Below are 15,415 nucleotides of genomic sequence, written 5' to 3'. Positions count from 1 at the left end.
GATTCTCCTAAGTCAAATCTGATGAGTGTGGACTGACCATGATTGCTGCGTATTTAATTCTCGAGGTCAACCACGTATGCGGCTTCGGTGTTGGCCTCGATATCGGCTAGCGTCACTCCAGGTGCCAGCCTGCGTAGCACCAGGTGATCATCAGCGACATCGAAGCTTCCCAGGTTGCTAATAATCCTTTTCACTACTTTTGCACCTGTGAGGGGCAGTTCGCAGGCTTTTACCAATTTTGGTTTGCCATCTTTGGAAACGTGATCGGTCAAAACCACCACTCGAGGGGTACCAGCGACTAAGTCCATCGCGCCGCCCATGCCCTTTACCATCTTTCCCGGAATCATCCAGTTGGCCAGGTCACCGCACTGGCTCACCTCCATTGCGCCCAACACGGCCATTTTCACAGCACCGCCGCGAATCATGCCGAAGCTGGTGGCGGAGTCGAAGATTGCCGCGCCCGGCACCAATGTCACGGTCTGCTTACCCGCATTGATAAGGTCGGCGTCCTCTTCACCTTCATATGGGAAGGCGCCCATTCCCAAAATTCCGTTTTCACTCTGCAGCAGAACACGCACACCTTCGGGAATATGGTTTGCCACCAGTGTCGGAATGCCGATACCCAGATTCACATAGTCGCCATCGCGCAGCTCTTCGGCGGCCTGCTGTGCCATCTCGTCACGGCTCCAGCCCTTGTCCATAATTGTCTTCGCAGGTGCCATTTAAATCTCCTCCCCTGCTGCCGCGTCACCGGCATCGTGGCTGGAATCGGTATTGCGTTGCCGAGTTGTGCGCTTTTCAATGAGCTTCTCGCGGCCGTCACCGCGGACGATGTGCTGGATATGCACACCCGGAGTCATCACCAGATCCGGGTCGATCTCACCGCGGCCAAGCAAGTGCTCCACCTCCGCAACGGTCACCCTGCCGGATGCTGCACACAGTGGGTTGAAGTTCTGCGCGGTCCGGCGATAGACAAGGTTGCCGTCGATATCGCCGTGGTAGGCGTGCACCAGGCCAATGTCGGCAACGATGCCACGCTCCTGCACGTAGGTCTGCCCGTCGAAGTCGGCGTGGGGCTTGCCCTCTGCAACGAGCGTGCCGACGCCGGTTGCGGTGTAGAACGCCGGAATACCTGCGCCCCCTGCGCGAAGCCGCTCAGCCAGAGTTCCCTGAGGGGTGAACTCCACCTCGATTTCTCCTTCGAGGTACTGGCGGGCAAACTCCTTGTTCTCGCCGACGTAGGAGGCCACTACCTTTGCCACCTGTTTGTTCTCCAACAGAATGCCGAGCCCAGTACCGTCAATGCCCATGTTGTTGGACACGATGGTGAGGTCTTTTGCCCCGGAGTCGCGCACGCCTTCGATGAGGGTATATGGCACACCACACAGGCCAAAGCCGCCAACTGCCAGGGTCATTCCATCAGTGACAAGGCCTGCGACAAGCTCACGGCCGGTCTGATCAGTTGTTTTTGACATTCTTCTACACCCAGCCCAGGATTCGCGGAGCCATCTCACGCATCTCGACCTTGCGGACCTTGCCCGACGCGGTCATCGGGAACTCCTCGACGACGTGGACGTAGCGCGGAATCTTGTGACGCGACAGCTTGCCGTGGGCAAAGGCCGCCACATCGTCAGCGGTGAAGTCTTCCACATCGTCGTGCAGAATTACCCATGCCATAATCTCTTCGCCGTACTTGTCATCCGGCACACCGATGACCTGCGCATCGACGACAGCCGGGTGGGTGAACAGGAACTCTTCAATTTCGCGCGGGTAGATGTTCTCACCGCCACGGATGAGCATGTCCTTAATACGTCCGGTGATGGACAGGTAGCCCTCGTCGTCAAGCACACCCAAGTCGCCGGTGTGCATCCAACCGTCGGCGTCGATGGCCTCGGCGGTCTTTTCCGGGTGCTCCCAGTACTCCTTCATAACGGAGTAACCGCGAACGACAACCTCGCCCTGTTCGCCTCGCGGCAGCGTCTCACCCGTTTCTTCACAAATGATGCGGGCTTCCAAGTGCGGCATAATCTGGCCGACGGTGTTGACGCGCTTTTCCAGAGGAGAATCTGCGCGGGTCTGGAAGGACACCGGCGAGGTCTCCGTCATGCCGTAACAGATGGCAATCTCGCGCATATTGAGTTTATCCATCACATCACGCATGGTCTTCGACGGGCACGAGGTACCTGCCATCACTCCTGTGCGCAGGAGCGACAGGTCGTAGGGGGATCCGTATTCCTCCTGATCATGAGCTTCTTCAAGCTCATTGATGAACATCGTCGGCACGCCGTAGAGGCTGGTGGCCTTGGCCGAGTGCACAGCCTTGAGTGTTTCACGCGCCTTAAACGACGGGGCCGGGATGACAATAGCGGCACCGTGGGTGAAGGCGGCGAAGGTGCCAATCACCATGCCGAAGGTGTGGAAGAACGGCACCGGCACACAGATGCGGTCGGTCTCGGTGTAGCCCAACAGCTCACCGATGAAGTATCCATTGTTCAGCAGGTTGCGGTGCGTTAGCGTAGCGCCCTTGGGAAAGCCTGTCGTGCCCGAGGTGAACTGGATGTTGATTGGATCATCCGGCTTCAGCTGGGAGGTGTACTCGCTCAGGTCGTCGATTTCGCTGTGCATGTGCTCGTACCATTCGGACGAACCGAAGTAAATGACCTTGTCCAAGCGCACACCGCGCTGCTTGGAGGCCTCAATCAGCATGGTTCGGTAATCGGAGTCCTTGTAGCGGCGAGCGGCAAACACCATACGCACACCTGCCTTTTCCAGCACGTAGTTCAGTTCGTGCTGGCGGTAAGCCGGGTTGATGTTGACCAGCACCAGGCCGATGTGGTGGCAGGCGTACTGCACCACGGTCCACTCCCAGCGGTTGGTGGACCAAATGCCGATGCGGTCTCCTGGACGGTAGCCCTCCCGGATGAAAGCGCTGGCCAGGCGCAGAACCCGGTTATAGAAACGCTCAAAGGTAAAGGAGACATCCGCGTAGACGTCAACGACGGCGTCGCGGGAAGGAAATTTCTCCACAATCGCACGCAGGTTCTCACCGAGGGTCTCATCGCGAAGTGGAGCGGCGCCTTGCTCGACACCGGCGCCGAACACGTGGCTCATCTTGTTGCCATCGGCATCGACAACATCCTTGCCGTATGGTGCCGGCACAGTGGTGAAGCCCTCCGGCAGCTTCGAAGGATCAGCAGTGCGCTGTTCTGCGTGGTTCTTCAATGTCGCGGTCATGGGGAGATCTCCTTGGTTTAAGTGACTCCGCAGAGTGCGGAGTGTGTGAGAGGAAAATGTGTTCTTTAGGGGGATAAATCAGTGGTCGTTACCGGCCGTGGGACTAACCGGTTACAGCAGCTCGCCGAGCAATGGCTTCTGCTTGACGGAAGAGCGGCGCATCCACCATCTGGCCGTCAAAGCTGAAGGCACCGGTGTTCTTTTCCGCTTCCGCCAAGAGCCGACGCGCCCAATCAATCTCCTCGTCGCTGGGGCGGTAAGCCTTGCGGATTGTCGGGACCTGACCGGGGTGGATACAGACGGTGGCGGCAAATCCCAACGCAGCGGCATCTGCGGCCTCCGCAGCTAGCCCATTTGCGTCGGAGATATTGACGTAGATGGAATCCAGACTGGCCTTACCGTGCGCCGCTGCAGCCAGGTGAACGTGGCTGCGGGTATGTACCGCCACACTGCGGTAGCTACCCGCATGGATACGGCCCGGCGCGAGTGCAGCCTCTGCTTCGCTAAAGCGTGATGACGTTCCCGCCAATCCCGCCACCAGGTCCTCTGCGCCCCAGAACAGTGCAACGACACCATCGGCCTGCGCCAGCTCTTCGGCGCGCATGACCCCAAGCGGAGTTTCAATAAGGGCAATGACCTGGGTCTTCTCCCCCAGTGCCGCTACCAACTCATCCACTTGCTGAGCCGAGGAAGCCTTGGGCAGCATCACCTGGCGGAAAGCGGTGCCACGCAGCATGTCAATATCCGCTGCGTAGTCCTCAACCTCCGGTGGATTGACACGCACAATCGTGCGGGCCGGGTCGAGGTCACAGGAGGCGATATCCTCGCGGGCAGCCTCACGGTTTTCTGCGCGACAGCCGTCCTCCAGGTCCAGAATCACCATGTCGGCACGGTCAGCAGCTTTAGCGAATCGTTCCGGCCTGTCTGCCGGCGCAAACAGAATTGCAGGGCCCAGCGGCTGCCAGGATTTATGCGTAGACATGAGCCACTCACTTCCCCGCTGAAGCTGCGTTCTCGGAGCCGTCGTCAAGCGAAGTCGGTGCGCATTGGACGAGCGTGGACCGGACGGCGCGGCAGACGATCGTGCCGTCCTGATTGCGACCGATGTGCTCGAGCTCGACAATGCCCTGGTTGGGGCGAGACTTGGACCGACGCTTGTTACGGCAGACGGTCTCTGCATACAGGGTGTCGCCGTGGAACATCGGTGCGGGAAACGCCACTTCGGTGAAGCCGAGGTTGGCGACGATGGTGCCGAGCGTCAGCTGCCCGACGGACAGCCCGACAACCGTCGACAGCGTCCACATGGAGTTGACCAGACGCTCGCCGCCGAATCCCGGCTGCTGGCTCGACCAGTGCGCATCCAGATGCAGTGGCTGGGTGTTCATGGTCAGCGTCGTGAAGAGGACGTCATCGGTTTCAGTGACGGTTCGCCCCGGACGGTGCAGGTAGCGCGCGCCGACCTCGTACTCTTCGAACCACAGTCCGCGCTGGACGACGTCGTGGGTGACTTCGGTTGCGTTGTTGTCAGCCATTTTTACAGCCCCAATCCACGTGCGATCAGCATGAGCTGAACTTCGGTGGTGCCCTCGCCAATCTCCAGAATCTTGGAGTCGCGGTAGTGACGTGCCACGCGGTACTCGTTCATGAATCCGTAGCCACCGAAAATCTGTGTCGCGTCGCGCGCGTTGTCCATCGCTGCCTCGGAGGCGATCATCTTGGCGATGTACGCTTCACGACGGAAATCTGCGCCCGCGGCCATCTTTGCGGCTGCGTCGTACCACGCCATGCGTGCGGCATGCGCACGCGCTTCCATTCGTGCGATCTTGAAGGAAACAGCCTGATACTCGCCAATTGCACGGCCCATGGACTGACGTTCCTTGGCGTGACGGACCGACTCATCGACACAGCCCTGGGCGGCACCGGTGGCAAGCGCTGCAATCGCGACTCGGCCCTCCGCCAAGATGGACAGGAAGTTAGCGAAGCCGCGTCCACGGGTGCCCAGCAGGTTCTCCTGGGGGACGCGGACATCGGTGAAGGTCAGTGGGTGGGTGTCGGAGGCATTCCAACCGACCTTGTCGTAAGCCGGTTCCGCGACAAAGCCCTCCGTGCCACTCGGGACGATGATGGTAGAAATCTCCTTCTTTCCATCGTCCTTCTGGCCGGTGACTGCGGTGACAGTAACCAGCGAAGTAATATCCGTGCCGGAGTTGGTGATGAACTGCTTGGCACCGTTGATGACGAAATCATCGCCGTCTTCACGGGCGTTGGTGCGGGTGGCACCGGCGTCGGAACCTGCATCCGGCTCGGTGAGACCAAAACCGGCGAGCTTCTTACCAGCAGTCAGCTCGGGCAGGTAGGTCTCCTTCTGCTTGTCATTGCCGAAGTGGAAGATCGGCATGGCACCTAGGCCAACGCCCGCTTCCAGGGTGATAGCGACCGACTGATCGACCTTAGCCAGCTCCTCCAGAGCGATACCGAAGGACAGGTAGTCGCCGCCCATTCCACCGACTTCCTCAGGGAATGGCAGACCGAACAGGCCCATTTCTCCCATCTGCGAGACAATCTCGTACGGGAAGGTGTGGTTGCGGTCGTGCTCGGCGGAAACCGGATCGACAACTTCGTTGGCAAATTCGCGAACTACTTTCTGCAGTTCCACGTATTCGTCGTCGAGGATGGCGGTTGCAATCTTGGTGCTTTCGGACATGATGAGTGCTCCTTAAAGATTTTGTAGGTGTAGGACCTGATTGGTGCGTTTTGTGTGGGCTTTTATTCTTCGGCTTCGGCCACGGTGATGACGGCCAGCTGCTGGTCACCGGCGACCTGATCGCCCGGCGCGACGGTGAAGCTAACCTCACCTGCAATTTCGGCAGTGAGAGTGTGCTCCATCTTCATGGCCTCCATGACCAACAGAGCCTCACCAGCTTCGACGCGGGCTCCCTCCTCCACCGCCAACGCGATAATCGCGCCGGGCATCGGAGCTTGGATGACGCCAGAGCCGCCTGCATCGGCTTCGGCACCGGTGGTGACTACCTCGGTGCGGGGCAATACCCAGGTGCCGTGGGCACCGGCGACGACGTACTCTTCGTGGTTCGCCGACCCCGCATTGTCGATGGTCTCGACCAGGAAGTGCTGTGCGACTCCGTCGCGGACGATGCGCAGATGTTCCCCGTCGCGAAAGACCGAAACTTTGTAATTTCGCGGTTCTGGAACGTCGATATCTTCGTTCTCCGCTTCGGCCGACAGACCTGCGACTACGTCACCGACAACGACGTCAGCACTCGCCGGGGTGCCCACAATCGAGATCAGACGCGAGTCCTCCCCTGCCCCAAAGCGAATGCGCTGCGCGGCAGGCGCACTGGCACGCCAGCCATCCGGGGTCAGCCACGGTGAGTCGGTGGCTTGTTCAAAGCGGGAAGTCAGCCAGTCCATCGCAGCGGCGAGGTAGACATCGTCCGGTGTTTCGGAGGTGGCGAAGCCTTCCGCCACGCGGTCGAGCAGACCGGTATCAAGATCGCCGGCGCGAACCTCGGGGACGTTCAGCAGGTAGCGACAAAAGTCGATATTGACTCCGACACCTGCGACAACGGTGTCTCCGAGCGCTCGGTCCAACCGCTCGAGCGCCTGCTCACGGTTTTCCCCATGGGAGATGATCTTCATCAACATCGGGTCATAGAGAGATGAGACCTCGGAACCGTCGACAATGCCGGAATCCACCCGGATTCCCGCCCCGCTCGGCTCGACGACACGTGTGACCGTGCCACCGGTGGGCAGGAATCCCGCCGCCGGGTCTTCGGCATACACGCGAGCTTCAATCGAGTGACCGGTGAGAGTTACATCTTCCTGAGCAACCGGCAGTGGGCGTCCCGAGGCAATGTCAACCTGCAGCGCCACCAGATCCAGGCCGGTGACCTGCTCAGTCACGGGGTGCTCAACCTGCAGGCGCGTATTCATCTCCATGAAGAAGAACGACGACGGGTCCTTCGCCGGCACAATGAACTCCACCGTGCCCGCGCCGACGTAGCCGACCGAGCGGGCCGCGTCACAGGCCGCTTCACCAATTGCGCTGCGCGTTTCCTCATCCAGCAGAGGGCTCGGTGCTTCCTCGATGACCTTCTGATGGCGTCGCTGCAGCGAGCACTCACGCTCGCCCAAGTGGATTACATTGCCGTGTTTATCTGCGAGAATCTGCACCTCGATATGCCGCGGGGTGTCGACGAAGTGCTCGATGAACAGGGAGTCATCGCCGAAGGCACCCGCCGCTTCACGACGGGCCGTCGCGAGCGCAGCCGGCAGGTCAGCAGCGTTTTCCACGCGGTGCATCCCCTTGCCGCCACCGCCTGCCGACGGCTTAATCAGTACCGGAAAGCCAATCGATGGGGCTGCCTCAATGAGGTCCTCGTCGCTAAGCCCGGGGCGAGACAGACCCGGCACGGTGGGAACATCGCGGGCTTCGACGGCAGCGCGGGCGGAGATTTTGTCACCCATGGTGTTGATGGCACTGGCCGGTGGGCCAATGAATTCAATACCTGCTTCCTCACAGGCGGTCGCGAAGTCTGCGTTTTCAGACAGAAAGCCGTAACCGGGGTGGATTCCGTCTGCGTCGCAGCGGCGAGCGGCATCGATAATCTTGTCGATAACCAGGTAGGACTCACGTGCCGGAGATGGGCCAATGTGGATGGCCATATCCGCCATGCGGACGTGAGGGGCGTCGGCATCGGCATCCGAGTAGACCGCGACGGAGCGAATTCCGTTGTCACGAAGGGTTCGAATAATGCGGCAGGCAATCTCCCCGCGGTTTGCGACCAATACGGTACTCAGGCTGCCGCCAGCTGCGTGGGGCTGCGTGTTGTGCGCTGTCATGTGCCCTGTGTTTCCTTTCCAGAAAATGCGGTGTCGAGAGTTTTTAGCTGGTTACTACATGCGGAAGACGCCGAAGCCCTGTTCATCCAGGGGCGCGCCACTTGCCACATCGAGGGCCATGCCAAGAATTCGGCGGGTATCTGCGGGATCGATGACACCGTCATCCCACAGGCGAGCCGATGAGTAATAGCAGTGCGACTGGCGCTCAAACTGCTCACGGATCGGAGCTTCAAACTCCTCCTGCTCTTCCTGCGACCAGCTCTCACCTGAGCGTTCAATCTGGTTGCGACGAACCGTCGACAGCGTCATCGCCGCCTGTGGACCGCCCATGACGGAAATGCGAGCATTCGGCCACATCCAGAGGAAGCGCGGCGAATATGCGCGACCGCACATGGAGTAGTTGCCGGCGCCGAAGGCACCACCGATGACTACGGTGAACTTGGGCACGCGGGTGGTAGCCACGGCGTTGACCATCTTGGCGCCGTGCTTTGCGATACCGCCGGCCTCGTATTCGCGACCAACCATGAAGCCCGTGGTGTTCTGCAGGAATACCAGTGGGATGCCGCGCTGATCACACAGCTCGATGAAGTGCGCGCCCTTCTGCGCAGATTCCGCGAAGAGAATGCCGTTGTTGGCGATAATGCCGACGCGGTGGCCGTGGATGCGGGCGAAAGCAGTGACCAGGGTCGTACCAAATTCGGCCTTAAACTCCTGGTATTGACCTCCATCCACAATAATTTCAATAACCTCGTGAACGTCGTAAGGCACTTTGGCATCGACGGGGACGACATCGTAAAGATCGGTCTGGTTGCGAGTCGGCGAGACGGTGGATTCTGTGTCCCACGGAACTTCCGGGTCCTTGGGGAGCGTTGCGACGATATCGCGGACACGACGCAGTGCGTCGGCATCGTTAACCGCGAGGTGGTCAGTAACGCCGGAGGTCTTGGAGTGCAGTTCGCCGCCACCGAGTTCCTCTGGTGTGACATCTTCACCAGTTGCAGCCTTAACCAGTGGCGGGCCTGCCAGGAAGATGGTGCCCTGGTTTTTCACAATGACCGCTTCATCGCTCATCGCCGGCACATAGGCGCCACCGGCGGTACAGGATCCCATCACGGCGGCAATCTGCGGAATCCCGCGAGCGGAAAGGTTGGCCTGGTTGTAGAAAATGCGACCGAAATGATCGCGATCAGGGAAAACTTCATCCTGGTTGAGAAGCATGGCCCCGCCGGAGTCGACCAGGTAAATGCACGGCAAGTGGTTAAGGCTGGCAATCTCCTGTGCGCGCAGGTGCTTCTTGACAGTCAACGGGTAGTACGTTCCGCCGGAAACGGTTGCGTCATTGGCTACAACCAGGCAGCGACGACCTTCGATGATGCCAATGCCGGCGATGACGCCAGCAGCCGGAACCTTGCCGCCATACATTTCGTGGGCCGCTAGCGGTGCGACCTCAAGGAAAGGGCTGCCGGGGTCAAGCAGTTGGTTGATGCGCTGACGTGGCAGCAGCTTACCGCGGGAAATATGGCGAGCACGGGCACGTTCGGAACCACCGCGTGCTGTTGTGCTAAGCAGCTCTTTGAGCTCTGCGACGAGCTCTTCGTGGCGCTGTCGGTTGGTCAATGCTGGAGCGTGAGTCATGGGCGAAATACTTTCCGTTAATGACTATTAACTTTCTTGACGAAAAGATTAATGTGACCCCAGTCACCTCACAACAAATTTTGTTTCTTAGACCACACTTTCACCCCCGGAAGTCTTTTATGCAGCTTGAAATACACACCTCTCCCTGAGGTCGCAACATGTTTCCAATAGAGATTTATGTTTCCCCTAGAAATCTGTTTCGGGGGTGAATTCAACTGAATGTGAGCGCCCTGCACCGCACAACAAAGCCGCCTGACCTCACACTGCTGAGCACAGTGAGGCCAGACGGCAGAAGAATGAATACGGATTATTGGTTGTTAATGCCCAGCGCAGCGAGGGCCATCTCAAAGGCATTTTCCCTTGTCGCCTCGGGGCCCGCCCATTTGAGCACATGCCTGGAAGAGTTAATCAACCCAGCGGTGAGCTGGACTTTAAGCTGCGCCTCGTCGGAGGTGAGTTCGGGCTGTAGTTCACGCAGAGCGTCCACCCATAAGACCATGTAAAGACGCTGCAAGGAACGCACTTTTGCGCTCTGCTCTGGCGCCAGATTTCCCCCTTCGCGCTCTTGGACACGAATGCGATCGGGCTCCGTGACTGCAAAATGCACGTGATGCGCAAGGAGGCCCCGAAGAGTCTCCTCTGGCTCCCAATCATTGCTCTTTGCTCGATCGAGAACTGCTCGCGCACCATCGACAAGTCGGATAGAAATATCGATGAGGATCTGCGCCAACAGCTCTTCCTTGCCGCTGAAGTAACGGTAAAGAGCTGGGCCAGAAATGCCGACAGCGGAGCCAACATCCTCCAACCGAGTCTGATGAAACCCTCGGTCGGCCAGGATCGCAGCAGCAGCGGAGAGAATCTCTGCTTCTCCACGCCGTCGCGCTTCGGTTCTACGTGACATAAGCCCTTATGTTAAACGCATTGGAGCCATTTCGTCTGCATAATTATCACCAGCGCCTGCCCTCAGCGTGTGTTCACATAGACCACGGCTCGACAACAGACACACATCCTCGCCCACAGGTCCCCACACGTCCGGGTAGAGAAAAACCGCCGAGGTGACAGTTAGCACCGCGGCGGTTAGCCCCTAATCCAGTAAGGAATTAGTGGAAGAAGTGACGAGTACCTGTCATGTACATGGTGACGCCAGCTTCCTTGGCAGCAGCTATGACCTCTTCGTCACGGATGGAACCACCTGGCTGGACAACTGCCTTCACACCGGCATCAATCAGGACCTGCAGACCGTCAGCGAACGGGAAGAAGGCATCGGACGCAGCGTAGGCCCCCTGAGTACGGTTTTCTCCGTCGGCAAGCGTATTTGCGCGCTCAACGGCGAGCTTTGCGGAGTCCACGCGGTTGACCTGGCCCATGCCGACGCCGACGGTGGCGTTGTTCTTGGACAGCAGGATGGCGTTGGACTTCACAGCGCGGACGGAGCGCCATGCAAACTCGAGCTCAGCCAGCTCTTCAGCATTCAATGCCTCGCCGGTGGCCAGCTCCCAGTTCTCCGGCTTATCACCCTCTGCCTGGTAAGTATCCGGATCCTGGGTGAGCAGACCACCCGAGATAAACTTGTTCTCGGTGGTCGGTGCTTCGTACTCGGCGACGAGAATACGCAGATTCTTCTTGGCCTTCAGCACCTCAACGGCACCGTCTTCGTAGGACGGAGCGACGATGACCTCGGTGAAGATGTCCTTGACCTGTTCGGCCATCTCAACGGAGACCTCGCGGTTGACGGCAATGACACCGCCGAATGCGGACATCGGGTCACATGCGTGAGCTGCGCGGTGAGCTGCGGCGATGGACTCATCCGAGACTGCGATGCCGCACGGGTTAGCGTGCTTGATGATTGCCACACACGGGCGCTCGTGATCCCAGGCGGCACGCCATGCGGCGTCGGCATCCTGGTAGTTGTTGTACGACATCTCCTTGCCGTTCAGCTGCTTGGCGTTTGCCAGCCCCTTGGTACCAATGCGGGTCAGAGTTGCCGACTGGTGAGAGTTCTCGCCGTAGCGCAGCGGAGTCGGAGTGGATCCCTCAGCGCCACCGAGCTGCTCAACAAACCAGTTGGACACAGCTGCGTCGTAATCAGCGGTGTGCAGGAATGCGTCGCGAGCGAACTCACGGCGCTGCTCGAGGGTGAAGCCGCCTTCCTTCACGGCGGTAGCGACATCGCCGTAACGAGCCGGGTCGACGACGATGGCAACCGACGGGTGGTTCTTCGCCGCAGCGCGAACCATCGACGGGCCTCCAATGTCGATCTGCTCCACGCATTCGTCGTAGGAAGCGCCCGAGGCAACGGTCTCCCGGAACGGGTACAGGTTAACGACAACGAGCTGGAAAGCCTCCACACCGAGCTCCTTCAGCTGAGCCAGGTGGTCTTCCTTGCGGGTATCAGCCAGAATGCCGGCGTGAACACGCGGGTGCAGCGTCTTCACGCGGCCCTCGAGGCACTCCGGGAAACCAGTGAGATCCTCAACCGGGGTCACAGGCACGCCAGCTGCAGCAATCTTGCCAGCCGTGGAACCGGTGGAAACGATTTCCACGCCAGCCTCGTGCAGGTCGCGAGCCAGCTCCTCGAGCCCAGTCTTGTCGTAGACGCTAATCAGAGCGCGCTTGATCGGTTTACGCTGCGTGTTGTCGTTGGTCATTTCAGATAAGCCTTTCGTCCGTCACGCTCAATTCCGTGATCGGCAATCGAGTGCAATACATCAACCAGGAGTCGGCGTTCGACAACCTTGATTCGTTCGTGCAGGGTCTCCACCGTGTCGTCGTCCTCGACGGCCACTGGCTGTTGCGCCAGAATCGGCCCGGTGTCCACTCCATTATCAACGATATGCACGGTCGTGCCGGTGACCTTCACCCCGTAGTCAAGTGCATCCGGTACCGCACGCGCCCCTGGGAAGGACGGCAGCAGCGCTGGGTGCGTATTAATGATGCGATTGCTGTAGGCCTCCACAAATGATGGCCCCAGAATGCGCATGAAACCCGCCGAGACAACGATATCCGGCGAAAAACTGTTCACGGCCTCTAAAACACGAATATCCCAACCTTCTCGGTCCTTCTTTGCCTCAGCATCGAAAGGCACCCGAAAAGTTGGGATATTGAGGTTTTGAGCCCTCTCCAGCGCCGGACAATCCTTGTCCGAACCAACCGCGACAATCTGAACCTTTTCAGCGTCCAGCAGTTCCAGCATCGACTGCAAAAGGGAGCCCAGGCCAGAGGCCAGGACTACGATGCGGAGCTGCTTGCTGGAGGAATTATTGTGCGAAATTTCTGCGACGGGCTGTGCTTCAGTCACGGCGTTTAGCTTACCCAGCCCGGCAGAGACCCCAAATTCCGCTCCCCCTAAGTTGGCTTAGCTCTTTTGGCTTGACGACGGTTCCCCGTCGCCGCCTTCCTCCGAGTCTTCGGTGTCCTCATCGGATTCGTCCTCGTCGGTCGCATCTACTTCGCCCGATGCTTCTCCGCCTGCGGCGCTTTCTGAATCCTCTTCAGAGTCGTCCGATTCCTCAGCGTCTTCTGAAGTGTCTTCAGACTCAGCACCGGACTCTGATTCCTCCTCTGTGTCGGACTCGGCTTCGTCTTCGGAGGTCGCTTCATCTTCGGAGGTCGCTACGACTTCCCCGTCGACAATCTCCTCCGACTCCTCCGAACCGCTCCCGTCATTGTCGGACTTATCGGCGTCGCCGGCATCCTCAGCCTCAGCATGACCGTTTCCATCTCCCGCAGGCTTCGGCGGGAACTTCTCGGCGGCCACTTCCGAGACTCCCTTGTCCCTACCAAGTGACGGCACACCGGTCATCGCAACAACCACGATGGCCCCCGGAACAACCAGCCACATCGAGCCGAGCAGTCCAGTCAGCCACCAGGAGGCACCGGCCCACCCAAAGATGCCAACCTCACCGCCGAGCAGCCAAGCCAGCCCCATGAGGAAGATGATCGACCACACGGCAGCGAGAACGACGACCAGGTAGGGCTGCTTCGGTGCAGATTTCTTCAGGAATGCCACGACGCGCCAAGCCGCAACGGCTGGCGGTAGCACAATCAGCACTCCGAAAGCCCAGTGCACCAGCGACTGAGGCATGGCAGCCAAAATCGGCAGCGGTGGCAGCTGAGCCGGGTGCACTGCGAACAGCCCAGCCTCCGCTGGCCCAAACGTCGATTTTCCGCCCACCAGCACACCGACAGCACCGAAGGCCACATTTGGCAGGTACAGCAGCGAGAGGCCGCTGACCGCAACACTTTCACCGACGGTATCCGTGATTGCAAATGTCTCTGCCAGCAACTCTCGATGCCAAATCAGCGAAACGAGTGTCACCACAACACCGGCCAGCCACAGCCATGCCACGTAGCTGCCCGCCAGACGGGCCGACCCGAGCAACCACTCCGGCAGCTTCCGGCGCAGCAGTAGTGCACGCAGCAACCGCTGCCCCATTCCCAGCACCAAGGCCACGAGATTTACAAGCAGCGCGGCTGCAATCGCAAGGCCGAAACTAGGGGTCTGAACGCGGGGAAACACCTTCGACGCGTCGTAAAGCATGAGCCACGCGATGATGGTGAGAACAATGGGCGTGCCCAGATACGCGCCGACCAACGCGCGGACATCCTTGATGCTGATGCGGTCAGCGACTTCGCGGCGTACACGCCAGGCGATGAACAACACCATCAGCACCGCGGGCAGTGCTGGTGTGAGCCCCAGCGTCGTGCCGTTAAAGCGGAACGGTGCGAGGTTAAAGATCATCCACATCGACGCGATACTCGCTGGAAGCGGAGACATTCCAGCGCCACTGACGATGACGCCAATCAGAGCTACCGAGATGATGAACAGCAATACGACGCCGTAAGAACCGGCAACAGACAGCCCAAACCGGCGTGTACGAGGCGAGTTAATGAAACGACGGAACCCCGAGGGACGCCCCTTGCGTGACGACGTTCCGGAGCCCCCCGCTTTCATCTTCGTCGTGGCGGCTCGATTGCTGTCGGCACCGACGCTGCGCGCACCGCCAGTCTGACCGGCCTGCGTATTCTGCCATGCGCGGGCAGTGCGCTCGCTGCGGACGCTACGGGAACCCCCGCCGCTGCCACCGGCACCGGTGCGGCTTCGCCGATTTCGATCGCTACCGGAGGAACCTCTCCGCGAATCCGCGCCTTTCACAGTGACATCGTCCTTCCCGCGTCTAATCATTGACAGCTGATTGCCCACCTATATAGATAGGGTGCCACGCAAGGGTGCGTCACAGCCATGGCCATATAGTGCCATACATACAACGCCTCTTTGTTTAGGCATTGCAGAGTCTAATTTGAAGGTACGGATCCCAGGACGGACGGTATCCGTTGAGTCCAATCTCCTTTTGCCCCCTCCCCCCCAAAAGTGGCTTCACCTTTGGTTTCCATTTGTCAACGCCGATGGGTTACTTTTTGCCACCCCCGCGACCACACCCTTAGTTCACCCGGAAACTACTTGCCGATCCCCCCTACCCAGCCCCTCGATTAAGGGGCATCCGCCATAAATCCCCTGGCAACACACCGGTTGCGCTTCACCGGATCCGTGATACAAGACAACAGCCCCACGGCCACAGCACGGCCCTATTGAACTGAAACTGACGAATCAGCGAACAAGTTCTCTAAAAACAAGTTGCTTGCCCTATATCGAACCGTTATTATCGCAGAAGTTAGATAACAGTTG

Annotated in this window: 12 protein-coding genes; all 12 read right to left on the bottom strand. The window is 59.4% G+C overall.

What is annotated here, in order from left to right; translation table 11 throughout:
• Positions 1-53 precede the first annotated feature (53 nt).
• Positions 54-722, bottom strand: a complete 669-nt coding sequence (locus tag HMPREF2681_RS01210) for a CoA transferase subunit B (protein ID WP_005509864.1) — start codon at positions 720-722, stop codon at positions 54-56.
• Positions 723-1,475 (bottom strand): CoA transferase subunit A, encoded by a 753-nt coding sequence (locus HMPREF2681_RS01205; RefSeq protein ID WP_049172764.1) that lies wholly within the window; start codon positions 1,473-1,475, stop codon positions 723-725.
• A 4-nt stretch (positions 1,476-1,479) separates the two neighbouring features.
• Positions 1,480-3,234 carry an AMP-binding protein gene (locus HMPREF2681_RS01200; protein ID WP_048731620.1) on the bottom strand — a complete coding sequence of 585 codons (1,755 nt, stop codon included), beginning with the start codon at positions 3,232-3,234 and terminating at the stop codon, positions 1,480-1,482.
• Positions 3,235-3,337: 103 nt separating this feature from the next.
• On the bottom strand, positions 3,338-4,216 hold the full coding sequence (locus tag HMPREF2681_RS01195) for an HpcH/HpaI aldolase/citrate lyase family protein (RefSeq protein ID WP_049172762.1): 879 nt from the start codon (positions 4,214-4,216) through the stop codon (positions 3,338-3,340).
• A gap of 7 nt (positions 4,217-4,223) precedes the next feature.
• Complete coding sequence (locus HMPREF2681_RS01190; RefSeq protein WP_049172760.1) at positions 4,224-4,766, bottom strand: MaoC family dehydratase; 543 nt, start codon at positions 4,764-4,766, stop codon at positions 4,224-4,226.
• Positions 4,767-4,768: 2 nt separating this feature from the next.
• Complete coding sequence (locus HMPREF2681_RS01185; RefSeq protein ID WP_049193284.1) at positions 4,769-5,938, bottom strand: acyl-CoA dehydrogenase family protein; 1,170 nt, start codon at positions 5,936-5,938, stop codon at positions 4,769-4,771.
• Between the two features lie 62 nt (positions 5,939-6,000).
• Positions 6,001-8,094: an acetyl-CoA carboxylase biotin carboxylase subunit gene (locus HMPREF2681_RS01180; protein ID WP_049172756.1), complete on the bottom strand. Its 2,094-nt coding sequence runs from the start codon at positions 8,092-8,094 to the stop codon at positions 6,001-6,003.
• Between the two features lie 54 nt (positions 8,095-8,148).
• A complete protein-coding gene (locus tag HMPREF2681_RS01175; protein ID WP_049172754.1) occupies positions 8,149-9,729 on the bottom strand; it encodes a carboxyl transferase domain-containing protein in 1,581 nt (526 codons plus the stop codon).
• Between the two features lie 307 nt (positions 9,730-10,036).
• Positions 10,037-10,630, bottom strand: a complete 594-nt coding sequence (locus tag HMPREF2681_RS01170) for a TetR/AcrR family transcriptional regulator (protein ID WP_070545730.1) — start codon at positions 10,628-10,630, stop codon at positions 10,037-10,039.
• Positions 10,631-10,829: 199 nt separating this feature from the next.
• Positions 10,830-12,377 (bottom strand): bifunctional phosphoribosylaminoimidazolecarboxamide formyltransferase/IMP cyclohydrolase, encoded by a 1,548-nt coding sequence (gene purH / locus HMPREF2681_RS01165; RefSeq protein WP_016422167.1) that lies wholly within the window; start codon positions 12,375-12,377, stop codon positions 10,830-10,832.
• Entirely contained in the window at positions 12,374-13,027 is a 654-nt protein-coding gene (gene purN / locus HMPREF2681_RS01160) for a phosphoribosylglycinamide formyltransferase (RefSeq protein WP_016422166.1), read from the bottom strand. Before purN ends, purH begins: the two co-directional genes overlap by 4 nt.
• Positions 13,028-13,084: 57 nt before the next feature.
• On the bottom strand, positions 13,085-14,914 hold the full coding sequence (locus tag HMPREF2681_RS01155) for a cell division protein PerM (protein ID WP_016422165.1): 1,830 nt from the start codon (positions 14,912-14,914) through the stop codon (positions 13,085-13,087).
• Positions 14,915-15,415 lie beyond the last annotated feature (501 nt).

The sequence above is a fragment of the Corynebacterium sp. HMSC064H12 genome (genome assembly GCF_001809925.1).
GTDB lineage: Bacteria > Actinomycetota > Actinomycetes > Mycobacteriales > Mycobacteriaceae > Corynebacterium > Corynebacterium jeikeium_D.
This window is presented reverse-complemented; position numbering and strand designations above follow the sequence as displayed.